Source organism: Niallia sp. FSL W8-0954 (assembly GCF_038005605.1).
GTDB lineage: Bacteria > Bacillota > Bacilli > Bacillales > Cytobacillaceae > Niallia > Niallia circulans_A.
Window position 1 is genome coordinate 3,666,720 of sequence record NZ_JBBOTN010000001.1, and the last position, 21,976, is coordinate 3,688,695.

The window sequence follows — 21,976 nt, forward strand, 5'->3', positions numbered from 1 at the left end:
ACTGCTTTTGCAGTAGCTTCTCTATATTTTAATGCTATTTCTTTTAACCGATGTGCAACCCCATTGCATAACTTGCCGACATGAAACCGTCTTGAAATGCAGTTTCTCTACCGCCTGTTAATAAAACAACAGTCTGAAATCTTTGTAATGGGAGAATGTTAATGTGCGTAATATATAATTTTAACCTCATTGTTTTTGGCAATATTTAAAGCATCAATAGTATCTTTGGTACTGCCACTTACTGAGATACTAATAGTAATTTTCTATTTGGTTAGCGTTGTTGCAGACATTGCCTGCATATGAGAATCAGTAATCATTTCAGTACCATACTTTTTATGAATTTACTTCGTGCGTCTACAGCAGTGTTCCCTAAAATGCCTGCCCCCAAAAAAGAATTCCTCGCCCTTTTTTGTTTTTATAGTTTCAGAACTGCTTCAAATAGATTACCAAAAATTCGCTAAGCTTGAATAAAAATTTGTAAATAACTAGGTTATCTGCTTCCTTTATAGATATGCCTATATTTCCTTTAAGGTTATATCATTACCATTTCTTTACCCACTCAGCTACTAATCGAAGTAAATTTCTATCTTGATTTCTACTAGCTATAAGAGAAAGACCTACTGGTACTCCATTGCTTGTAGTTAATGGTATGTTCACTTGGGGGAAACCCGTTAATCCTGCAATACAGCACAACTGAAAGGTTTGCTTTCTTCTTTCTTCTAATTCATAAACAGGTAGATTTAAAAGAGGTGCGATTCCTGGAGCTGTAGGAATGATCAAAACTGCGTCATCTTTAAGCAGTTCTTCCATTCTTTGCTGAATTTTACGTCTCAACTGATGATATGGTGCTAAATCTTCGTCTTTTATTGTACTCGCCCACTTAAATCTTTCTGCTATGCCTGGCCCAAACGTAGGCTTTACTTTTTGAATCCATTCTCCATGCTCCTGCCAAATTTCTTTGCCCTGTAGCATTCTAAAGACCTCAGACCACTCTTGCAGACCTTCTTCTGCTATAACCGTTGTTGTATAATTAGGTACCGACTGTTTTAATTTCTCCAATAAAGGAGCAAAGGCTTTATGAACTTCTTGGTCTGCCAATGCCCATGCATCACTTCCCATGATAAATCTCGTAAAAGAGCCGTCTCTTTGGGCAGGCAAAAGCACTTTTCCAACTTCATTTAGAATTTCTGCGTCATTTGCCATCCATCCAACGGTATCAAAGCTTTTTGCAAGAGGGATTACTCCTTCTATATTCACTGCTCCATGGGAAGGGCGGATTCCATAAATTCCACAATAAGAAGATGGAATTCTTATCGATCCTCCTGTATCTGTCCCTAAAGAGAAATCTGTCCGTTTTGCAGCAACTGTTACAGCTGAACCACTGGAGGATCCACCTGGAATTCTATTAGGGGCCATAGGATTAACTGGAGTTCCGTAATGAAAATTTTCTCCATTTAAACTATACATCAATTCATCTGTGATTGTTATACCTTGCAGCCGGGCACCATTATTCAGCAAGCTAGTAATCACAGGTGCTGTTTCTTTAGCAGGAGGATGACTAGAAAGCCAATCTGGATTCCCAGCCGAGGAAAGATAATCTTTAATAGCAAAAACATCCTTTACAGCGAAAGTCAACCCGTCCAAGTTTCCTCGTTTCATTGGTTTCAATGAAATATTTTTATCTATGTATGCACCAAAATCACTCATTGATCAAATCCCCTTCCAATCATTCCTATTCATGTATCTCCACTAAATGATCGACCAAGTTGTAATTTTTCACTTCCCAGCGCTTCTCTTTATACTGAATATTGCTAATACAAGCATTTGATAAATATTTTTCTATTTTGAGAGATTCTTCTGACACTATGGTTAATAATGTATGGATAACTGCACCGTGAGCAACTAGTAATACTTTTTCGTTTGGAAACCGGCAAAGAATTTTTTCTAGGCCGCCAGTTAGTCTTTTGACAAGGGCTTCTCTTGATTCCTGGTTTGGATAGTGATGATCTGGATAAAGAATCGCTCGTTCTTCTCTTGTTTTCCCTTCCGCATCGCCAAAACTGCGCTCCATGAATTCATCCATTTCTACCACTTCTAGTTGCAAAGCTTCATTTATAATTAACGCTGTTTGCTTTGCTCTTTTAAGAGGACTTGTAACAATGACATCCCAATCTGAATGCTTTAAATAGTCACGGCATTGTTCTGCCTGCTTCTTTCCATTTTCATTTAATGGGATATCCGTTTTTCCTTGAATCCTTCCCAGTGCATTCCAATCTGTTTCTCCATGCCTTATTAAACATATTTTTGTCATTTATTTTATCCTTTCTCCATGCTTAATTTTGGGGTTATTACTACTTTATTAGAAAAATACTTATTTTTCAAATAAATTAAATATTAAAATGATTATTATCGACTTTTCATCCTAATTTACCTTTCAAAAACGCTTTTTATCGCTCTTTTCTATCAGAAAATTCCGCCTTTAAAAAAATGGATAATATTCTATTGCAGGTTTGTTAAAAAGCAACTACACTTATTTTGGTATTTAAGAATAAAGTTGAAAAGGAGCATTATTATGCCTCGTTCTCTATGGCTTTTAGTTATTGGAATGGCTGTTAACGTTACAGGATCTTCCTTACTTTGGCCTTTAAATAGTATATACATTCATGAGCATTTAGGAAAAACACTTACGGTTGCAGGTTTTATTCTTATGCTTAATTCTGGAGCAAGTGTTATCGGTAATTTAATCGGAGGCATTCTTTACGATAAATTAGGGGGATATCTATCCATCTTATTAGGGATCTCTTTAACCGCCTTTTCTTTACTAGGATTGACTCTTTTCCACAATTGGGAAGCTTATTGTACATTCTTTACGTTATCTGGTTTTGGATCAGGTATTATATATCCTAGCATGTACGCAATGGCAGGGAATGTTTGGCCAGAGGGAGGAAGAAAAGCTTTTAATAGTATTTATGTTGCGCAAAACGTTGGTGTGGCACTAGGATCAGCAATTGGTGGCTTTATCGCTTCTTATTCGTTCCAATTAATCTTCTTGTCCAACACCCTTATGTATGGGGTATTTTTCCTTATTGCCTTCTTTAGTTATAAAAACATTCAAGTAAAAACAGATGTCCTTCCTTCTACTACTGGTACGGTTTCTAAAAGAAAAGGAAGACATTTGTTAAAAGGCAGTCCCGCTATGTATTCACTCGGTATTTTAGGATTGGGATATTTATTGTGCTGGATTTGCTATGTTCAATGGCAAGCTACCATTTCCACCCATACACAGGAGTTAGGTATTCCTTTAACACAATATAGTTTATTATGGGCTGTTAATGGTGGTCTCATTGTGTTCGGCCAACCGCTGATTACTTTTTTCACCAAAAAAGTATGTACATCTATAAAGAAACAAATGCTTATTGGAATCGGTATTTTTATTGTTTCCTTCCTTATTGTAGGAAAAGCAGAATACTTTACTGGCTTTCTTGCGGCGATGATAATCTTAACAATCGGAGAAATGCTTATTTGGCCAGCAGTACCGACCATTGCTGATAAGCTGGCTCCTAAAGGGAAAGAAGGCTTTTTCCAAGGAATCGTAAACAGTACAGCAACTGGTGGAAGAATGATTGGTCCACTTGTCGGGGGAATGATTGTTGACAGCAGTGGTATGACTTTGCTTGTGCCTATATTAGTCGTGCTACTTGTAATTAGCTTGTTTACAGCCTTTTTCTATGATTATCCCACAAAAGAAGCTTCTAAGTTAACGCCTAAAACCAATTGATATAAATGTCCCAACAGTCACCATACCGTTGGGACATTTTTTATTAATAAATTATTCTTGTCTTGATTTGGATTTAGCTGGTTGACCTCCAGAATTCTCATATTTCTTTTTGGCGGCTTTAATTAGATCAACATCTTTCCCCAGCTCCATATCCTGATTATTTATCCCATTACGTGTTTTTTGTTCTGGATTATTTTTCTTCGAACGTTTATCCATTTTAATCCCCCTCTTAATGCAGTCTTAATGTCATTTGATTTTGCATTTGCTCTATCAGTAATCGCATGCGATGCAGTTCTTCTCTTTGCTGCTGGTTTGCACTGCGATCCATCGTGTGCAAATCATTGTAAATATTCTCTAATTGCATTTGTGCATCCGTATATTCCGTATCATTAAAATGTTCCTGACGTCTTGCTGCTTCATATTGCTGTTCTGCAAAATTGATTACATCATTACATCTTTGTAGTAAGTCGCTCATGGAATCGCGAGTAGCCAAATAATAACCTCCCAACAATCTTTTCAATTAGAAGCAGATTGCTTCACAAGTAGTATCTGTCTATTGTTCCTCTCCTATTACTTCCTTTTCTTAACTGATGAAGAAATTCTGTTGGATAAAGAACTGAGTCATGTTAAAATGCTTAGGTGGAAATGACAAAAAAAGAATTAAAATTACTTAGGAGGTTACACTGATATGAATCAGAATAACCCATTCCCATTTGCCTCTGATAATAAGAGATATCATACATGGAATTATCATCTTCGAAATGAATTCGGTCACAAAGTTTTCAAAATTGCCCTAGATGGCGGCTTTGATTGCCCAAATAGAGATGGTACTGTAGCACATGGAGGATGCACTTTTTGCAGTGCAGCTGGTTCTGGCGATTTTGCTGGCAATCGTGTTGATAGCCTTGAAAAGCAATTCCATGATATAAAAAACAAGATGCATACGAAATGGAAAGACGGAAAGTATATGGCCTATTTTCAAGCGTACACCAATACTCATGCTCCTGTTGATGTACTGCGCGAAAAATATGAAGTGGTGCTTAAGCAGGAAAATGTTGTTGGTCTATCTATCGCAACACGCCCAGATTGTTTACCAGATGATGTTGTCGAGTATTTAGCAGAACTAAATGAACGTACTTATTTATGGGTAGAACTAGGCCTTCAGACGGTTCATGAAAAAACCGCAAACCTTATTAATCGGGCTCATGATTTTCAAACATATGTGGAAGGCGTTAATAAGCTGAGAAAGCATAATATTCGTATTTGCTCCCATATTATTAATGGTTTACCAATGGAAACGAACGAAATGATGATGGAAACAGCCAAAAGCGTTAGCGAGCTAGACGTACAAGGAATTAAAATCCATTTGCTTCATTTATTAAAGGGAACTCCAATGGTCAAGCAATATGAAAAGGGCCTGCTGAAATTTTTAACATTTGATCAATATATATCATTAGTTTGCGATCAATTAGAAATATTACCACCAGAAATGATTATTCACCGAATTACTGGAGATGGACCAATTGAATTAATGGTGGGGCCAATGTGGAGTGTAAATAAATGGGAAGTATTAAACAAAATTGATGCAGAATTAAAAAGCCGCAATAGCTGGCAAGGTAAATTCTATCAGGCAAATAAGAAGGTGACACAATGAAGTTAGACAGAGTCATTCCATTTGCTCATCAATTATTGGAAAAAGCAATATCGAAAGGAGATATTGCAATTGATGCTACAATGGGAAATGGTCATGATACCGTTTTTTTAGCCAATCTTGTTGGAAACAAAGGAAAGGTATTCAGCTTTGATATTCAAGAAGCTGCTTTACTGGCGACAAAGGACAAGCTAATTAATCAAGCATTGCAAGAAGCTGCTTCTCTTCATTTGTGCGGACATGAGCATATAATGGATGTGATTCCTTCTCAGTACCACGGAAAAGTCACAGGAGCTGTTTTTAATCTAGGCTACTTACCTGGTGGAGACAAGTCGATTGTCACAAAGGCTGAAACAACTATTGCCGCAATCGAACAGCTACTTCAAATCCTGTCTAAAGAAGGGATTATTGTATTAGTGATTTATCATGGCCATCCAGAGGGAGCTATTGAACGGGACAAACTTATTACCTATGTTGAAAATATAAATCAACAGGAAGCTCATGTGCTTCGTTATCAGTTTATAAACGGCATTAATAATCCGCCTTTTATTATCGCAATTGAGAAAAGATAGTCACAATATTAATTCAAATGAAATGAAATGGAATGAAACTACTGACATACTTGTGGAAAGAAGCTCAATACCCGCTGCAACAAAATGAGGATGGGACAAAACAAAATATATATTGGATAAAGACGAACAATCTCTAATTCAGTGGTGAAACCAATTCGTTCCATTACACTACAGACACACGATGCGCCGGGGAGCAACCTAAGTCTCCTCGGCTAAAGCCTGTGGGGGCTTAGGCTTTGCTCTGCTTCCCGCAGGAGTCGAGTATCCTCCGTTCCATTTCACTCCTTTTTTAAAGCTTATTTAGTTTTTTAGCAAACTAAAATTACTAGAAAAAAACAGAGCAGACTGAATACACGTAGACTCCTATGGGAGCTGCGAGAAAGTCCAAGACCCCGCAGGAACGAGGAGACTTGGCGCTCGCCCCATGGAAAGCGAAGTGTATTCAGTCTGCGGGTGATTACCACAAACCTTTTTTCTTAAAATAAATAAAAACCCCCAAATAATTATACGAATATTTCCTAATATGCACGCATAATTGTTCGGGGTTATATTGGGTTGAAATACTTATGTCTCACCCTTATTTTATTTGCTCAATGCTCTTAATGCTCCACTCGGTATTACTTTTTGAAACTTTCTATAAGCTCTTCCGTTCAGATAGAAAAAATAGCCGATTGGACCAGATGTCCTAATCATGTTTTTGGCAAGCTTGCGGATATTTCGTTGCTTATTTACCTTCTCGTCAGATAAATAGACGCCTAATAAACCTCGGTTAATCAGTTTATGAAATTTTTGATGAGGGAGTTTATTAGTATGGCGATCGGCTTCTGTTACAAAATGCTTTAGACGATTAAATAATTCCTCTTCATTTTTATAATAGAAACAAAAGTTTAAGTCACCACCTATTTTATCCTCTTCTTGATCGATAAAATAGTCTAGTAAGATATGTAGTCCTTGGATATAAGGAAAATATCCATCTCGAATTAGTGCTGGATAAGAATCATCAAAATCATCCCGAAATGCATAAGAGACTAAGCAAAAAATTCCTAAAGTCGAGCCAGAGCAAGCAGAAAATTCATACCACTCCATTTTAGGGACATGATTTTTATTTTTTTCAAACCAAAATTTCAATCGAGGAATTCGTTCTTCCATTATCACATGTTTATGTATCTGTAAATCACAGTAGTAGCGGCATAATTCTAAAAGCTGTTCCTTAATGCTTCCGTAATTCTGTAGCTTTGCTAGTGTATCTCTGCATGTCTTAGCTAAATCATATAAGTAGCCTCCATCATCTTGATCCTCTCGATAACGATAATAATTACTTGGTTTAGCTCCAACAGTTAAAGCGTGTTCCATTGATTCATGTAAAGCAGAAAAATCTTTCGGATCAAGCGAAGTGCTTCGATCACAAAGATTATCTAAATAATCACTTATCGTTTGGTAGGCTACAATAAATTTAATTACTTCTTTGTACTTGCTCATGGCAATTAGGGCCATGATGGAACCACCTTCACAATGAAATGTTTTATTCTCAATACTTGCTAATGCTTGTTTTCTTAATTCTAAATTAGGAATACTCTCTGCTCTTTGCGCCCAATAGCTCAATTCTTGATGGACAACTGGAAAAACCTTTAAGTAAACTTTTGACATTAATGTTATTGGCATCTTTGGAACTGACATATAAAAAACCTCGCTTATACAATATAACCAATTGCTTTCAATTGACTATTGATAAAATCCTTCGTGTATTCAAAAACTTCATCTCTTTCTGGTTCATTAAAAATTTCATGATAAAACTCTGGCCATTCTTTATATCTCTTTTCAGATAATGGTATCATATTGAACCAGGTTTTTACCATTTTTTTATCTACAACTAAATCGCCGCCGCCTTGCATAAGCAAAAGTGGCAAGTCTTGCGTATTGGCGATGTCTTCAAAGGCTTTCTTTGTTGCATTAATCAATTCACGGTACCATCTGATAGAAACTTTCGTTATATATAAAGTATCATTTGAATCAATTTCTCTTACTTCTGCATTACGAGTTGCCATATCAATCGTTAAACCGGAATTAACTCTTAGCTTTGGGGCCACTTTATTCAAGAGAAGTGATACTAAACTCATCAACTTGGAGGGGTAATTAATCAACCCTAAGCATGGTGAAGATAAAATCAAGCCTGCTATTTTTAATTTCTCCTGCTGGAGAAGTCTAATAGAAGCAAGGCCCCCCATGCTATGCCCCAATAAAAAAATAGGCAGATCAAATTGATAGGCAGCTTGAATCCAGTCTTTAATTTCTATTGTATATTCATCAAATGAATCAATATGTCCTCGATCAGATCTAGTTGTCATACCCTGTCCAGGAAGATCTCCCATTACAACATGAAAACCAGCTAACCGAAACATTTCGATAAGCCAGCCATATCTACCATGGTGCTCCATTGCTCCATGAACAATAACAATGACCGCTTTCGCGTTTCCCTCAGCTTCCCATTTCCACATAAAAGCTCCTCCATCCCATGTAAAAATCTAAATTGGCTTTATTCAACTTTAACAAACCAGCAAATTATGAAAAAAATAAAGATTTTATTTGTAATATAACTTATTAATAATAAATGCGAATAGACGAAGATCAGCTTTTTTTATTATGATCCAAAGTTACTTTAATTATAGCAAATAACTTAGAAATGTACCTTTATAATACAAACCTCATCATTTATCAAAATAAATGGTATACTAAAAAAGGTTTCTTTTGTCGAAAAATAGGGAAAAGGAACGAAAGAATGGATATCGTTTCTTAAAAGTTCCAAAATTAACTAAAAGAAAGGAAACTTTGTGACAATTTATATATTTTCTAAAAGAACTTTTTTTCAAGCCGATATAATTTAATAAAGAAATTGATTAGGTGATAACTAAATGGAATCAAATACAATAATAGTAATTTCATTGATTACTTTATTTTTCTTATTATATTTATTAGTAAGAAATAAACTAAGCATCTTTGTAAAAAGTCTCTATTTATTTACGATATTCGCCATGATTGCAATTAGTTTTCTACTTATAAATAGAGACGGCTATCAAGCAATTGTTTATGCGAAGGAGTTTGCCACACAAAATACTCGAAAAGCCCTCTTATCCATAAAAGAGGAAACAAATTTAATAAAAGAATCTGTATTATTAGATGCTCCTATTATAAACCAGTTACCTGAACTTCCACGAGGCTGTGAGGTAACAAGTCTTGCTATGCTGCTTCAATATGTAGATGTAGATGTCGATAAAATGACGCTAGCAAAACAAATTAAAAAAGATACTACTCCCTATACAAGAGCAAACGGTAAAATCTATTATGGACATCCGAATGATGGATTTATTGGGGATATATACTCATTAAACGGTCCAGGTTTAGGTGTATACCATAAACCAATTGCTGCATTAGCGGAGAAATATTTACCAGACTCTATTGTCGATTTCACCGGATCTGATTTTGAAGAAATAAAAAATCATTTATCGAATAATCGACCAGTATGGGTCATTACAAATTCAACATTCAAAAAGTTACCAGAGAGCCAATTTCGGACATGGAATACACCAAGCGGAACTGTAAAAATAACTTATTCAGAGCATTCGGTTCTTATTACTGGCTATGATGAAACATCTATCTACTTTAATGATCCACTTACAGGAGAAAAAAACAAAAAAGCACCCATAAAGGATTTTGAAGAATCCTGGGTGCAAATGGGAAGTCAAGCAATTACGATTAATTCTTAATTGCTACCTTTCCTTCTTTTAAATATTCCTTTTCGAAGGAATATTTTTTTTCAATATAAATACTGTGCCAAACCATGAACATCAATACTGTCCATATTTTACGGCTATTGTCTGCTTTACCTTGACAATGGTCCTCTAGCAACTGAAGAACAACTGATTTATTTAATAAGTGATTTGTATCACTTTCTTTAATAATGTTTTTCGCCCATTCATTCATTTCATCTTTTAACCAATGACGAATTGGAACAGGGAAACCTAGCTTTTTACGATTTAGTACATGCTCTGGGACAAAGGATTCTGCTGCTTTTCGTAAAATATATTTTGTTGTACCATCCGCTGTTTTTAAGGAAGTAGGAATTTTAGAAGCAACTTTAAAGACCTCTTTATCTAAAAATGGTACGCGTAATTCTAGAGAATGAGCCATCGTCATTTTATCCGCTTTTAATAAAATATCCCCACGCATCCACGTATGAATGTCAATAAACTGCATACGATCCACAGGATCATATCCTCTGCTTTCTTCATATAATGGATTTGTAATATCACGATAATGCAAACCATTGTTATAGACAGAAAGTAGTTTTTCTTTTTCCAACTCAGAGAACATTTTTGCGTTTCCAATATATCTTTCTTCCATCGGTGTAACTCCGCGTTCAATGAAACTTTTTCCTTTCACGCCTTCTGGAAGAATATTTGCTACAGCTCGCAACAATTTTTTTCCGACGTTCGGAATTTTATTAAACACTTCAAGAGATTGTGGTTCCCGATAAATATTATATCCGCCGAATAACTCATCTGCACCTTCTCCAGATAGAACAACTGTTACATGTTTTCTTGCTTCACGTGCTACGAAATATAAGGGTACACAAGCTGGATCCGCTAAAGGATCATCCATATGCCACATAATTCTCGGAATTTCGTTCATATATTCTTGCGGAGAAATAATATAACTAATATTTTCTAATCCTAATTTATCAGCTGTTTCTTTTGCTACATCGATTTCACTGAATCCATTATGTTCAAATCCTACAGAAAATGTTTTAATGTTTGGATGAAATTCCTTAGCAATACTAGCAATAATGGATGAATCAATTCCTCCTGAAAGGAATGATCCAACAGGAACATCACTTCTCATATGCATTTTCACACTATCAAACAGTACATCTTTAATTTCTTTTGTATACTCGTCCTCTTGCTTTACAACAGGTTTAAAGGATGCTCTCCAATAGCGTTTGATTTCCATAGGTTCACCAATTTTTTTGGTAAAATAATGGCCTGGTTCTAGCTTTTTAATTCCCTCTGACATCGTATAAGGCTCAGGAACAAATTGATAGGTTAAATAATGTTGTAGAGAACGATAATCGATAACATCACTTTCTAATGCTAATGATATACTTTTCTTCTCAGAAGCAAAGTATGTTTTCTCTCCGTCATCAAAATAAAAGAATGGTTTAATCCCAAACGGATCGCGTGCTCCGTATAATGTTTCTTCTTGTTTATCCCAAATGATGAAAGAGAACATTCCACGCAATTTCTCAACCGCTTTTTCCTTTTCATGGCTATATAAAGCAATAATTACTTCTGTATCTGAATTTGTTTGGAAGGTCAATCCAGCCTTCACTAACTCTTCTCTTATTTCTAAATAGTTATATACTTCTCCGTTAAAGATTATCCAATAACGTTCATTTTCATATGTTAAAGGCTGATGCCCACTTTCAATATCGATAATACTTAATCGGCGAAAACCGAATTGAATGTGGTTATCATAATAATATCCTTCATCGTCAGGACCTCTATGTGTTATAACACGATTCATTCCTGCAAATAGTTCTTTTTGTTCTTCTTGAAAGTTCTGTGCTTTTTCATGTACACAGCCAACAAAACCACACATATTGCTCTCACCTTCTCCATTTCTTTTCCTACATGCATTGAGACATCTATAACTAACTCATTGTTCTAATAGCAGAACCATAATCAATTTTTTACTATACGCTTAAATAGAATAGATGTTAATAGGTAATAAGTTTCATAAAAACTTCACTTAGTCTTCTATTTTAACATAAATAGTGTAAATATATAAATCAGTTATTAGCATTTCCATCCTTATTTTTTATACATGTAATACAATTGTCATCATTAAGTATTAGACGAAAAAAAAAAGAAAGAAGTTACACTTTCTTGTAACTTCTTTCTCAAGTTTTATGCTTCTACTGCTTTTTTTACTAGCTCTGCTCTATCTGTACGTTCCCATGGCAGATCGATGTCCGTACGGCCAAAATGTCCGTAAGCGGCTGTTTGTCTGTATATTGGTTTGCGAAGATCGAGCATTTTAATAATTCCTGCTGGGCGAAGGTCAAAGTTTTCACGTACTGCTTCTACTAGCTTATCTTCTGAAACAATCCCTGTACCAAATGTATCAACAGAAATAGATACTGGCTGCGCTACACCGATTGCATATGCTAATTGTACTTCTACTTTATCAGCTAATCCTGCAGCGACAATATTCTTTGCTACATAACGTGCTGCATAAGCAGCGGAACGGTCCACTTTTGTTGGATCCTTTCCAGAAAACGCTCCACCGCCATGTCGTGCGTATCCACCATATGTATCAACGATGATTTTACGTCCAGTTAATCCAGCATCTCCTTGTGGTCCGCCGATCACGAAGCGTCCTGTAGGATTAATAAAATACTTCGTGTTTTCATCGATTAATTCAGCTGGTACAACAGGATTGATTACATATTCCTTAATATTGCGTTGAATTTGTTCTAATGTCACTTCTGGATGATGCTGTGTGCTAATTACAATTGTATCAATGCGCACTGGTTTATTATTCTCATCATATTCGACTGTAACTTGTGTTTTACCATCTGGACGTAGATAAGGTAAGATTTCTTCTTTTCTAACCTCAGCTAGTCTTCTTGATAATTTATGTGCTAACGAAATGGGTAAAGGCATAAGTTCCTTTGTTTCATTACATGCAAACCCGAACATTAAGCCTTGATCTCCTGCACCAATTGCTTCTATTTCCTCATCCGTCATCTTACCTTCACGAGCTTCTAGAGCTTGGTCTACCCCTAATGCGATATCAGCGGATTGCTCGTCAATAGAAGTTAATACTGCACTTGTTTCTGCATCAAATCCATACTTTGCACGTGTATACCCTATTTCTTTAATCGTTTCCCGAACAATTTTTGGAATATCCACATATGTAGAAGTAGTTATTTCACCTGCAACGAGTACTAGACCTGTTGTTACAGAAGTTTCAGCAGCAACTCTTGCATTAGCATCTTTAGCCAATATAGCGTCCAAAATAGCATCTGAAATTTGATCACAAATTTTATCTGGGTGACCTTCAGTTACCGATTCAGAAGTAAACAAGCGACGTTTTGTTGACATCTGATTTCCTCCTTATTTTAGAAAAAAGTAGAGTGAGGTTTCTTCCTGCACTCCTTAACCTTATCTTGATACGGTACTCATTCCCTAGATAGTATGAAGTAAAAATGGCGTTTTTATCCGAAGTCAATTCCGTGCATTATTATATGTAAAACTTTAAAAATGTTTAAAAATATAATATATATAACGAAGATTTTTGTTTCTAATAAAAACACACATCTAAAAATATACATTTTTATAAAAGATAAATAATTCATTTTACACAAAAAACCTTTTCATTAGTGAAAAGGCTCCTAGTAAAATCAATTCGCACCTTTCACTCTTATCGTTCAAGGAAAAATTCCTTGCTTCAGGTTAGCACCTTTCCTAAGAGAATGTCTGTCCCATTACATGTAAACATGAATGATTCAGTAATTTTCTTCACATAGTAGGTTGCTGGGTTTCATCGGGCCAGTCCCTCCACCAGCTCAGGATAAGAGAGTATCCGTTCAAGGTAAAATGATAGCTTAATCCATCAATACATGTCAATCATTTTTAACTTTATTAATTAATTTGTTGAATTTAATGAAATCAATTTATAAGTGATCGATGTTTTAGTTTTTTCCCATTGTAATTTTTCAATCGTAGCAATCCCCGATATCTCAGCTGTTTTTGTTCTTCTTACCTCTAACGGAATATTCATTGGATATAAACGATAATCTTCTTTTTCTAACAAAAATAAATTTTCTTCTAATCTTATTTCTTTTCCTTTTGTCACAATCATTGTATTTAATTCTAAAGGCATGCCCATTTTTCATTCCCCTTCTCTATTTTTTTCTCTTTCGTAATATGTTACCGGCAATCAAGGCTCCTTGCATGACCATGAAATCGGAACATCAACTAAGATAATAAAGCTTACTTTTTATTTTACCATCCTTTCCGTTTGTTTTTTCATCCAACTGGTTAAGGAAGTGACCACTTTTCGATTTGTAGCTGGAGGAAAGTAGTGAGTTAACTCTGGAAAATACCAAGAGTCTACTTCTTTTCCCAGTTGTTTTAATCTGTCTTCTAATTTGAGACTATGATTAATCGAAACATTTTTGTCCAGCTTCCCATGAATAATAAGAGTAGGAGCATTTATTTTTTCTAATTGATAAAGCGGAGTTCTTTCTTCATATCTGTCTGGATACTTAGAAGGAGTTCCCCCGATCACTCGTTTCATCATCCTACGTAAATCTTTCCGTTCTTCGTATGTTAAGAACATATCGCTTACACCGCCCCATGTAACAATTGATTTTACAGGGCAGTATATACCTACAAATAGAGCCATTACCCCTCCTCTTGAAAACCCAAATACATGAACATCCTGCACATTCGATAAATTCTTAAGGAGTGTAAATGCTGCTATAGCATCATTTCTATCTTCTCCTGCAAAATCTTCATTTCCATCACCACCCTGATTGCCTCTATAAAAGGGAGCAAACACTACAAAGCCTTCGGAAGCAAATTGAATAATTCTTCCAGGACGGACTTTGCCTACATTTTTTATGCCTCCTCTTAGATAAAGAAAGCCATCATACGTTTTCCCATCATTTGGAGAAGCGAGCATTCCTTTTACTCTTAGACCATCGACATAATAAGTAACTAAAAATAAATCTATGGAAGGATTAGGAGATGGAAATCGAATTTTCTCTATCATATCGCCATTTTGCATACTATTTGCTCCTTTCCTTTTTTCTCCTATATTACCCCTTCTATTTGCTTAATAATTCATTTTCAATATAAGCTATACAAAATTGGATGACCTCATCCTTCATAATAAAACTAAAGGATTCATTCCATCGCTTTGTTATTATATTGCCGGTAATCAAAACAGGTCCATCTGTCTCAAGATAATCCTCTTTGGAGGTTAAGTGACTGATTCTTGCAAAAAATACATCCTTCAAAAAAGGAACCTCCCCAAAAACCTGATAGGTCGCAATCCATTTCATACTTTTTATAATGCCACCTGTTTCCTCCATCACTTCTCTGTGTGCTGCTTGAATTGTAGTTTCGCCCATTTCTCTCTTTCCACCTGGAAACTCCAATCCACGTTCCTTATGTTTTGTTAATAACCATTGATCTTTATACTGGCAGATAACTAATACATGTCTTGATTCTTCATTCCATTCATTTTTTACGAATGAAAGTTTCACTAAATTGTTATTTTGATCATAAAATATTTCCATACCTACTCCATTATTATGTATTATTAATATAAGTAGCTTGCATACTAAAGCAAACAGCTGTCATTAACCTGATTTACTGTCTATTATTATCATAGCAAATACTACCATTGAAACTGGAGTTTTTTCCACTAAAATAGGGTATATTTTTTATAGAAGACAGTTTTCTTAATGATATTTATTTTTCAGGATGAATTTTCACGTAATGTAATTAGAAAGGCTTATGAATTTTTGTATCATTCTTTAACATAATGTTCACATAATAACTAGTAATAATAGGATGTTATCATATATAATACGGTTAAATAAAACGGTTACATTTAAAACTGGCTGAAAACTAGGAGGAAACAATAATGAAAATTGTAGATGAACTATATAACTTATATAAAAATAAATTAACTGGTGATGAAGAAGATATCGATATGCTTGCCTTTGCTTTTTTAGAGGAAATGAGTAGAGAAGATTTATTACATATCATCCAAGAATTAAATGAACAAGAATTATATGATTTAATGGGTCTTTATTTAATTGAAAGTTTAAAGGGTAAATTCGCAAGTGAAGATTATCGAAAACCGAATAACCCAATCTTTACCCATCGAAATCTCCATTAATTTTCTATAAAAAGGCTGTTTGACATCCCAAACACAAAAGTTTAGGATAGCAAACAGCCTTTTTTATTATGGATTTGTTATATAATCAAATATGTTTTTCCCAATCAAAGTAGCTGAGACCAAGACAAATAATATTTTTACATATTTAGACCCTTTTGCAATAGCTACTTTAGAGCCAATGTATGCTCCAAAAATCATAGCAATCCCCATCACTATTCCATATAAATAATACACAGAATCATAACATAAAAAAACAATAAGTGCTGTAAGATTACTTCCAAAGTTAAGAACTTTAGCATTTCCCGCAGATTCGACAAAATCAAATCCCATCAGGAGAAAGGAAAATAAAAAGAACGAACCAGTTCCTCCTCCTAAAAAACCATCATAGAATCCTATTAATGGTACAATAAATAGAGCAAACAAGAGTTTCTTTTTCGTCATCCCGTTATATGTAGAATGTAATCCCCATTCTTTTTTCGTAAGAGTATAAATGGTCACCATAATTAAAACAGCAAGAATCAGCGGCTTTAGTGATTCTGATGGGATTTTTTGTACTACATAAACTCCAATTGCAGAACCAATAATGGAAAGAGGTAAGAGTTTTGATAGTAACTTTTTATCTGTTTTTCCATTCCTTATAAAAGAGAGCGAGCTTGTTAATGAGCCCATAGTGGAAGCAAGTTTATTTGTTCCTAACGCAATCTGTGGCGGAAGTCCTGTGAATAATAGTGCAGGCAATGAGATTAGTCCACCGCCGCCAACTACGGAATCAATAAATGCTGCAATAAATCCAGCACCAATTAAAAAGAGTAGCATACCAAGATGTAATTCTTCCATAAAAGCTCCTTACTTTAATTCGTTTTCCATTCCAACATAAAGCATAAATCTTTGGTGAAATTTAAATCAGCAGTCTTGAGGTAAAAATAATATATCTTGCACAAACAACTTTGTTAATTATTTATTAAGTAAATACTTCTTGTTTTATCTTTACATTATCACATTAAAGAAAAAAGGGAAATTCTTCTTATTTAAAATAAATACAAAATAGTACAAAGTTTTACCCTTTTACCCTATAATTATACAGGATATTAGTTTTAGAGCAGTCATATACACATTCTATCTTATTTTATCGCACATATTATTGCTTTTTTTGTGAGAAAGGACAAAATTCGATGCACATCTATTCAATTGTTTTAAGTGTAATTATTATACTTAATATCATTTTTGCTTTTCTTGTTATCTTCTTCGAAAGAAAAGACCCTATTGCAACATGGGCATGGCTAATGGTGCTGACCTTTATCCCTATTCTTGGGTTTATCTTATATTTACTTTTCGGACAAAATCTAAGAAATAGAAAACTATTTCAATGGGATGGACGAAAAAAACTTGGCATAGAGCCAATATTAGCTTCTCAACTGTTGCAAATAAGTTCAAATCAATTGCGGACAACAAATGAAGTCATTAGAAAAAACCAAGATCTTATTTATATGAATTTATTTAATAATGATGCCGTACTTACGGAGAATAATGCTGTTCAGATATTTACAGATGGTCATAAAAAATTCGATCAATTATTTGAAGATATCAGAAATGCTAAAAAATCTATTCATTTACAATACTATATTCTGAAGAATGATGGGATCGGCTCAGATCTTATTAGCTTACTTGTTGAAAAGGCAAAAGAAGGAGTAGAAGTACGCTTATTATATGATGAGCTAGGCTCAAGAACGTTACGTAAAAAAGTTTTTAAAGAGCTGCGGGCAGCTGGTGGTTTTGTTGAGGTTTTTTTCCCAAGTAAATTTCATCTCATCAATTTACGACTAAATTATCGCAATCATAGAAAGTTAGGAATTATTGACGGGAAAATCGGCTATATCGGCGGCTTTAATGTTGGCGATGAATACTTAGGACTCCACCCGAAATTTGGATATTGGAGAGATACCCACTTACGGATTGTTGGTACAGCTGTCTATGCCATTCAAACACGATTTATTCTTGATTGGAATCAAGCTTCTCATCTCCACGAAATTCAATATTCTCCTGAATATTTTCCTGGTAAGATCGAAGAAATTATTGGTAATATCGGCATGCAAATCGTTTCAAGCGGACCTGATTCAGAGTGGGAACAAATTAAAAATGGTTATATAAAAATGATCACATCGGCAAAAGAAAGTGTTTATATCCAAACACCTTATTTTATTCCTGATGCCAGTTTGCTGGATACCTTGAGAATTGCAGCTCTTTCAGGGATAGACGTTAAAATTATGATTCCTAATAAACCGGATCATATGTTTGTTTATTGGGCCACTTATTCTTATATTGGAGAAATGTTAAAAGCAGGGGCAAAGATTTATATATATGAAAATGGATTCATCCATGCAAAAACTATTTTAGTCGATCGGAAAATCGCTTCAGTCGGAACGGCTAATATCGATATGAGAAGCTTTCGACTTAACTTTGAAGTAAATGCCTTTATTTATAGTGAACAGATTGCTAATGAACTAACAGAGGATTTCTTAAAGGACATGGACTTATCCACAAATTTAACTGCCGACCAATATTCAAAAAGGTCCTTATGGATTCGTTTCAAAGAATCATTTTCAAGGCTTCTTAGTCCACTTTTATAGAGCTTAAAATTTGGTTATGATGTTTTAAAGATAAATTTATTTTATGAATAAAAAACCCAAACAATATACGGAATTTTTCATTAACGTTTCCGTACAATTGTTTGGGTTTCTATTTGGTTGGAATATTTATTTCTTTATTATTAAGCAAAAACCTGTTTTAATTCTTCTTTATCTTTGCTTAACCAGAAATTCATCAGCTTTTTTGCACCTTCTAAATCATGAAGTTTTGCTTGACCGCATTGTGTTTCATTAGCTGCTGGAATTTCAGTAATTTCAATTGCTGTTTTCATCGTTGCCTCTAATAAATCGATAATTTCTTCAACGGTTGGTTCCCCACTTACAACTAAATAGTAGCCAGTCTGGCAGCCCATTGGTGAAATATCAATAATATCAAAATGATTGTACTTCTCTACATGTGCGCGTAAATTAAAGGCAAGTAGATGCTCTAACGTATGAATAACATCTGGCTTCATTGCCTGCTTATTTGGCTGGCAGAAACGAATATCGTATTTATTAACTACTCCATCACTACCAACTTTGTGTACACCACAATGTCTTACATATGGGGCTTTTACGGCAGTATGATCTAATTCAAAACTTTCAACTGAAGGCATAAAGTCATCTCCCTTTCTTCTTCTATCTCTATTATATCTAAAAAACCGAGTAATTTCATCAACTTAATATATATAATATTTTCCCAGTGGGAATTTTGTGTTAGATAGTGACTACTTTTACTCCTCTCTCCACCCATGTTATACTACATGCAAAGAAGGAGAGGACATAGCATAATGAAACACATCTTTTTATTTATTATCCAATTTTACCGCAAAGTAATTTCTCCTATAAAGCCGCCAACTTGCCGTTTTTATCCAACTTGCTCTAGTTATGGCTTAGAAGCGATTCAAAGATTTGGCGCTTTTAAAGGAGGATACTTAACCATTAAACGAATTCTTAAATGTCATCCCTTTCATCCAGGTGGTCTGGATCCAGTACCAGAAGATTGGCACTGTAGAAATCATCATCATTCATCAAAAGAAAAACATTAATAACCGTCTATTACCAAGTCTAATTTTCCAGTCTTTGGATCAATCACTAACCCATGAACTGGAACACCACTTGGCAATAGCGGATGCCTTTTAATCATTTCTACACTATGGGTAACACTATCTGATACAGAATCAAAACCTGTTAACCATTTTTCTAGATTAATACCAGAATGTTGTAAAGTTGCAAATGTTTCGTCTGAAATGCCTCTTTCTTTCATTTTTTCCACCATGCTATCTGAATGCAAAGCACTCATTCCACAGTCATGATGACCTATTACCATTACTTCATCAGCTTGCAGCTCATACACTGCAACCAAAATACTTCGCATAATACTTCCAAATGGATGCACAACTACAGCACCTGCATTTTTTATAATTTTCACATCTCCGTTAGAAAGATTCAATGCTTGTGGCAAAAGTTCTAACAATCTTGTATCCATACAAGTTAGAATCACCATTTTTTTATTGGGAAATTTACCTGTAATAAATTTTTCATATTTTTGTTCCCTTACAAATTCCTCATTATAGACTAACATATCTTGTAATAGGCTCATTTTTGCACTCCTTAAAAAATTCAATTCATAAAATACAAATAATTTCTGTTTTAAAGAAAGAGTCTCCTTATTAATAGTAATGAAAATTTGCATAATATACAAATTTGAAATACATGATACTTTCCAACATTGGTACTTCTTTTCATTCGCCCTGTGTATGTAATTCCTCCAACCTTCTAATACTAAGGTACAATGGGACTGTTATCAGTTTCATTGCATCCTATGTGCAAATCGAAGACATCTTCTAAAAAGACTTTTGATAAATAACTTAAGAAAAGGAGTGGTATTCTATGGCAAAAGACGTTCTTTGTGAAGTAAGGAATTGTACTTTTTGGGAAAAAGGAAACCGTTGCGGAGCCGACCAAATTTATGTTGTAAGTAATGTGGGAAAACATGCGGATACGAGTTATGAAACAGATTGTAAAACATTTGAACCTGAAAATAGCTTAAGCTAAAATTTATGGAAATGAAAAAGGAATCCCACTCAAAACTACTAGGGATTCCCTTCCTTTTTTATCTATCCAATTGTACCAAATCAGCATCAGGGTGCTTCCCCTTTATTATTAAATCCTTTAGTATGTTCGAACCGAAAGCACTGTAAACAGTACCATTTCCTCCAAATCCTAAACAATAATATAAATTCTTATGTTGCGGATGTTCACCAATAAAAGGAATTCCATCTTTTGATTCCCCAAATGTTGCGCCATATACATAGTCAGCTTTTAGTTGCAAATGGGGAAAATGCTCTTTAATACGAACTAATAATCTATCCGCATATAGTTGCAAAATCTGTTCATCTCTTGGCGCTTCCCTTGCTTCTTCGTCTAAACCACCCGCTATTATCCTTCCATTCGGAGTTGTTCGCATATAGAAATACGGACGCTTTGTTTCCCAAATTAAACATCGATCCTCCCAATGTGGAAAAGAGGAGACCGGATTCGTTACGATTGCAAACGTTCTATTTATTTTTGTAGGTATGTCTATTGCAAAGTTATCCAAATCGTACCCAGTTGCATACACGACATGCTTGGCCTGTATACTTGAATCGCCGTTGTTAAACAACCAGCAGCCATCTTTATTCTGAGGCTTTGAAACTTCTGTGTTTTCAAAAACTTGAACATTGCTCTTTTGTGCAGCCTCTTTTATTAAGGAAATTACAAACCTTTCTGGGTTCACTTCTGCGTCCCCACTTGTTTTTATTGCAGCATGTTTATTAAATCCATATACTTTATAAATCATATCCTTTTCTAAAAATTCTACTGGGAATTTATACTTTTGAAGCATCTCATATTCTTTTCTTAGAGAAAGTACGTCAGCATCTGTACTTGCGTAATATAAGCTTTGTCTATTTACAAATTGGACATCTTCGTGTAAGGAACTTGCGATACTTTTCAATTCCTCCATCCCATTAAAACATAATTTGTAAAATCGAACTGCGTCTTCTTCCCCAATACTTTCTGCAAAGGAATGCAGCATTTTATCATTAGAATACTGCAATAGCCCTGTGTTGGCAGCAGAGCTTCCATTGCCAACACTACCTTTATCCACAAGAATCACCTGAAGCGATTCCTTTGCAAGCATATAGGTTAATAAGGCCCCTGACATTCCAGCTCCTATTATAAGCACATCACAAGTAACATGATTATTCAACTTTGGATAAACGGGTCTTTCCTGAACCGTTGTTGGCCAATATAATGATCCATGATATAAGCTCATACGTACACTTCTTTCATTGAATTTTTTCACTAGTAGCCACAACATCATGAACTAGCTAAA

23 protein-coding genes and 1 riboswitch are annotated in these 21,976 nt (G+C 34.8%); of the genes, 8 read left to right on the plus strand and 15 right to left on the minus strand.

Annotation, left to right across the window (positions count from 1 at the left end; all coding sequences use genetic code 11):
• Window positions 1-540: 540 nt before the first annotated feature.
• The gene (locus NX902_RS18050) at window positions 541-1,707 is read right to left on the minus strand and encodes an amidase (RefSeq protein ID WP_095332487.1); all 1,167 of its coding nucleotides are present in this window, start codon (window positions 1,705-1,707) and stop codon (window positions 541-543) included.
• 25 nt (window positions 1,708-1,732) lie between these two features.
• Complete coding sequence (locus tag NX902_RS18055; RefSeq protein ID WP_095332489.1) at window positions 1,733-2,311, minus strand: histidine phosphatase family protein; 579 nt, start codon at window positions 2,309-2,311, stop codon at window positions 1,733-1,735.
• A gap of 261 nt (window positions 2,312-2,572) precedes the next feature.
• Here NX902_RS18055 and NX902_RS18060 point away from each other — a divergent pair, with 261 nt between their 5' ends.
• Window positions 2,573-3,778 carry an MDR family MFS transporter gene (locus tag NX902_RS18060; RefSeq protein ID WP_341160883.1) on the plus strand — a complete coding sequence of 402 codons (1,206 nt, stop codon included), beginning with the start codon at window positions 2,573-2,575 and terminating at the stop codon, window positions 3,776-3,778.
• Window positions 3,779-3,829: 51 nt separating this feature from the next.
• On the opposite strand, the gene NX902_RS18065 is transcribed toward NX902_RS18060, so the two are convergent.
• Both NX902_RS18065 and NX902_RS18070 read right to left on the minus strand, forming a co-directional pair.
• Window positions 3,830-3,994, minus strand: a complete 165-nt coding sequence (locus NX902_RS18065; RefSeq protein WP_163186589.1) for a glycogen biosynthesis protein GlgD — start codon at window positions 3,992-3,994, stop codon at window positions 3,830-3,832.
• A gap of 13 nt (window positions 3,995-4,007) precedes the next feature.
• Entirely contained in the window at window positions 4,008-4,271 is a 264-nt protein-coding gene (locus NX902_RS18070) for a YtzC family protein (RefSeq protein WP_047944522.1), read from the minus strand.
• A gap of 195 nt (window positions 4,272-4,466) precedes the next feature.
• Here NX902_RS18070 and NX902_RS18075 point away from each other — a divergent pair, with 195 nt between their 5' ends.
• Both NX902_RS18075 and NX902_RS18080 read left to right on the plus strand, forming a co-directional pair.
• The gene (locus tag NX902_RS18075; protein ID WP_095332494.1) at window positions 4,467-5,432 is read left to right on the plus strand and encodes a TIGR01212 family radical SAM protein; all 966 of its coding nucleotides are present in this window, start codon (window positions 4,467-4,469) and stop codon (window positions 5,430-5,432) included.
• Window positions 5,429-6,001 (plus strand): tRNA (mnm(5)s(2)U34)-methyltransferase, encoded by a 573-nt coding sequence (locus NX902_RS18080; protein ID WP_095332496.1) that lies wholly within the window; start codon window positions 5,429-5,431, stop codon window positions 5,999-6,001. The genes NX902_RS18075 and NX902_RS18080 overlap by 4 nt, the downstream gene beginning before the upstream one ends.
• A 582-nt stretch (window positions 6,002-6,583) precedes the next feature.
• Here the strand turns inward: NX902_RS18080 and NX902_RS18085 are convergent.
• A complete protein-coding gene (locus tag NX902_RS18085) occupies window positions 6,584-7,678 on the minus strand; it encodes a tetraprenyl-beta-curcumene synthase family protein (protein ID WP_095332498.1) in 1,095 nt (364 codons plus the stop codon).
• Between the two features lie 14 nt (window positions 7,679-7,692).
• Window positions 7,693-8,496: an alpha/beta hydrolase gene (locus tag NX902_RS18090; protein ID WP_047944530.1), complete on the minus strand. Its 804-nt coding sequence runs from the start codon at window positions 8,494-8,496 to the stop codon at window positions 7,693-7,695.
• Window positions 8,497-8,910: 414 nt separating this feature from the next.
• Here NX902_RS18090 and NX902_RS18095 point away from each other — a divergent pair, with 414 nt between their 5' ends.
• Window positions 8,911-9,762: a C39 family peptidase gene (locus NX902_RS18095; RefSeq protein WP_095332500.1), complete on the plus strand. Its 852-nt coding sequence runs from the start codon at window positions 8,911-8,913 to the stop codon at window positions 9,760-9,762.
• On the opposite strand, the gene asnB is transcribed toward NX902_RS18095, so the two are convergent.
• The 5 genes from asnB to ytkD form a co-directional block, all read right to left on the minus strand.
• On the minus strand, window positions 9,752-11,653 hold the full coding sequence (asnB, locus tag NX902_RS18100) for an asparagine synthase (glutamine-hydrolyzing) (protein WP_341160884.1): 1,902 nt from the start codon (window positions 11,651-11,653) through the stop codon (window positions 9,752-9,754). The genes NX902_RS18095 and asnB overlap by 11 nt on opposite strands.
• A gap of 308 nt (window positions 11,654-11,961) precedes the next feature.
• Window positions 11,962-13,161 (minus strand): methionine adenosyltransferase, encoded by a 1,200-nt coding sequence (gene metK / locus NX902_RS18105; RefSeq protein ID WP_047944533.1) that lies wholly within the window; start codon window positions 13,159-13,161, stop codon window positions 11,962-11,964.
• Window positions 13,162-13,477: 316 nt separating this feature from the next.
• Window positions 13,478-13,637, minus strand: a riboswitch (SAM riboswitch).
• 68 nt (window positions 13,638-13,705) lie between these two features.
• Window positions 13,706-13,948, minus strand: coding sequence for a DUF2584 domain-containing protein (locus NX902_RS18110; protein WP_095332504.1), 243 nt, complete (start codon window positions 13,946-13,948; stop codon window positions 13,706-13,708).
• A gap of 111 nt (window positions 13,949-14,059) precedes the next feature.
• Window positions 14,060-14,851 carry an alpha/beta hydrolase family protein gene (locus NX902_RS18115; protein WP_095332506.1) on the minus strand — a complete coding sequence of 264 codons (792 nt, stop codon included), beginning with the start codon at window positions 14,849-14,851 and terminating at the stop codon, window positions 14,060-14,062.
• A gap of 40 nt (window positions 14,852-14,891) precedes the next feature.
• Window positions 14,892-15,365 carry an RNA deprotection pyrophosphohydrolase gene (gene ytkD, locus NX902_RS18120; RefSeq protein WP_095332508.1) on the minus strand — a complete coding sequence of 158 codons (474 nt, stop codon included), beginning with the start codon at window positions 15,363-15,365 and terminating at the stop codon, window positions 14,892-14,894.
• A gap of 350 nt (window positions 15,366-15,715) precedes the next feature.
• Between ytkD and NX902_RS18125 the strand changes: the two genes are divergently transcribed.
• Window positions 15,716-15,973 carry a DUF6154 family protein gene (locus tag NX902_RS18125; RefSeq protein ID WP_047944536.1) on the plus strand — a complete coding sequence of 86 codons (258 nt, stop codon included), beginning with the start codon at window positions 15,716-15,718 and terminating at the stop codon, window positions 15,971-15,973.
• A gap of 66 nt (window positions 15,974-16,039) precedes the next feature.
• Here the strand turns inward: NX902_RS18125 and NX902_RS18130 are convergent, their stop codons facing one another.
• Window positions 16,040-16,810: a sulfite exporter TauE/SafE family protein gene (locus tag NX902_RS18130; RefSeq protein WP_095332510.1), complete on the minus strand. Its 771-nt coding sequence runs from the start codon at window positions 16,808-16,810 to the stop codon at window positions 16,040-16,042.
• A gap of 335 nt (window positions 16,811-17,145) precedes the next feature.
• On the opposite strand from NX902_RS18130, the gene cls reads away from it, so the two are divergent.
• The gene (gene cls / locus NX902_RS18135; RefSeq protein ID WP_095332512.1) at window positions 17,146-18,600 is read left to right on the plus strand and encodes a cardiolipin synthase; all 1,455 of its coding nucleotides are present in this window, start codon (window positions 17,146-17,148) and stop codon (window positions 18,598-18,600) included.
• Window positions 18,601-18,740: 140 nt separating this feature from the next.
• On the opposite strand, the gene NX902_RS18140 is transcribed toward cls, so the two are convergent.
• The gene (locus NX902_RS18140) at window positions 18,741-19,214 is read right to left on the minus strand and encodes an S-ribosylhomocysteine lyase (protein WP_047944539.1); all 474 of its coding nucleotides are present in this window, start codon (window positions 19,212-19,214) and stop codon (window positions 18,741-18,743) included.
• A gap of 174 nt (window positions 19,215-19,388) precedes the next feature.
• Here NX902_RS18140 and yidD point away from each other — a divergent pair, with 174 nt between their 5' ends.
• Complete coding sequence (gene yidD / locus NX902_RS18145; protein ID WP_204259848.1) at window positions 19,389-19,646, plus strand: membrane protein insertion efficiency factor YidD; 258 nt, start codon at window positions 19,389-19,391, stop codon at window positions 19,644-19,646.
• Here the strand turns inward: yidD and NX902_RS18150 are convergent.
• Window positions 19,643-20,200 carry a beta-class carbonic anhydrase gene (locus tag NX902_RS18150; protein ID WP_047944541.1) on the minus strand — a complete coding sequence of 186 codons (558 nt, stop codon included), beginning with the start codon at window positions 20,198-20,200 and terminating at the stop codon, window positions 19,643-19,645. The genes yidD and NX902_RS18150 overlap by 4 nt on opposite strands.
• A gap of 290 nt (window positions 20,201-20,490) precedes the next feature.
• Between NX902_RS18150 and NX902_RS18155 the strand changes: the two genes are divergently transcribed.
• Window positions 20,491-20,655, plus strand: a complete 165-nt coding sequence (locus NX902_RS18155; RefSeq protein ID WP_082138439.1) for a DUF1540 domain-containing protein — start codon at window positions 20,491-20,493, stop codon at window positions 20,653-20,655.
• 58 nt (window positions 20,656-20,713) lie between these two features.
• On the opposite strand, the gene NX902_RS18160 is transcribed toward NX902_RS18155, so the two are convergent.
• Window positions 20,714-21,961: an NAD(P)/FAD-dependent oxidoreductase gene (locus NX902_RS18160; RefSeq protein WP_341160885.1), complete on the minus strand. Its 1,248-nt coding sequence runs from the start codon at window positions 21,959-21,961 to the stop codon at window positions 20,714-20,716.
• Window positions 21,962-21,976 lie beyond the last annotated feature (15 nt).

Bases quoted from the DNA above. Each gene is read 5' to 3' on its own strand.
- NX902_RS18095 (WP_095332500.1), top strand. From the start codon at position 8,911: ATGGAATCAAATACAATAATAGTAATTTCATTGATTACTTTATTTTTC.
- NX902_RS18075 (WP_095332494.1), top strand. From the start codon at position 4,467: ATGAATCAGAATAACCCATTCCCATTTGCCTCTGATAATAAGAGATAT.
- NX902_RS18150 (WP_047944541.1), bottom strand. From the start codon at position 20,200: ATGAGCCTATTACAAGATATGTTAGTCTATAATGAGGAATTTGTAAGG.
- NX902_RS18140 (WP_047944539.1), bottom strand. From the start codon at position 19,214: ATGCCTTCAGTTGAAAGTTTTGAATTAGATCATACTGCCGTAAAAGCC.
- NX902_RS18065 (WP_163186589.1), bottom strand. From the start codon at position 3,994: ATGGATAAACGTTCGAAGAAAAATAATCCAGAACAAAAAACACGTAAT.
- yidD (WP_204259848.1), top strand. From the start codon at position 19,389: ATGAAACACATCTTTTTATTTATTATCCAATTTTACCGCAAAGTAATT.
- asnB (WP_341160884.1), bottom strand. From the start codon at position 11,653: ATGTGTGGTTTTGTTGGCTGTGTACATGAAAAAGCACAGAACTTTCAA.
- metK (WP_047944533.1), bottom strand. From the start codon at position 13,161: ATGTCAACAAAACGTCGCTTGTTTACTTCTGAATCGGTAACTGAAGGT.
- cls (WP_095332512.1), top strand. From the start codon at position 17,146: ATGCACATCTATTCAATTGTTTTAAGTGTAATTATTATACTTAATATC.
- NX902_RS18110 (WP_095332504.1), bottom strand. From the start codon at position 13,948: ATGGGCATGCCTTTAGAATTAAATACAATGATTGTGACAAAAGGAAAA.
- ytkD (WP_095332508.1), bottom strand. From the start codon at position 15,365: ATGGAAATATTTTATGATCAAAATAACAATTTAGTGAAACTTTCATTC.
- NX902_RS18130 (WP_095332510.1), bottom strand. From the start codon at position 16,810: ATGGAAGAATTACATCTTGGTATGCTACTCTTTTTAATTGGTGCTGGA.
- NX902_RS18085 (WP_095332498.1), bottom strand. From the start codon at position 7,678: ATGTCAGTTCCAAAGATGCCAATAACATTAATGTCAAAAGTTTACTTA.
- NX902_RS18125 (WP_047944536.1), top strand. From the start codon at position 15,716: ATGAAAATTGTAGATGAACTATATAACTTATATAAAAATAAATTAACT.
- NX902_RS18115 (WP_095332506.1), bottom strand. From the start codon at position 14,851: ATGCAAAATGGCGATATGATAGAGAAAATTCGATTTCCATCTCCTAAT.
- NX902_RS18080 (WP_095332496.1), top strand. From the start codon at position 5,429: ATGAAGTTAGACAGAGTCATTCCATTTGCTCATCAATTATTGGAAAAA.
- NX902_RS18155 (WP_082138439.1), top strand. From the start codon at position 20,491: ATGGCAAAAGACGTTCTTTGTGAAGTAAGGAATTGTACTTTTTGGGAA.
- NX902_RS18090 (WP_047944530.1), bottom strand. From the start codon at position 8,496: ATGTGGAAATGGGAAGCTGAGGGAAACGCGAAAGCGGTCATTGTTATT.
- NX902_RS18055 (WP_095332489.1), bottom strand. From the start codon at position 2,311: ATGACAAAAATATGTTTAATAAGGCATGGAGAAACAGATTGGAATGCA.
- NX902_RS18050 (WP_095332487.1), bottom strand. From the start codon at position 1,707: ATGAGTGATTTTGGTGCATACATAGATAAAAATATTTCATTGAAACCA.
- NX902_RS18060 (WP_341160883.1), top strand. From the start codon at position 2,573: ATGCCTCGTTCTCTATGGCTTTTAGTTATTGGAATGGCTGTTAACGTT.
- NX902_RS18160 (WP_341160885.1), bottom strand. From the start codon at position 21,961: ATGTTGTGGCTACTAGTGAAAAAATTCAATGAAAGAAGTGTACGTATG.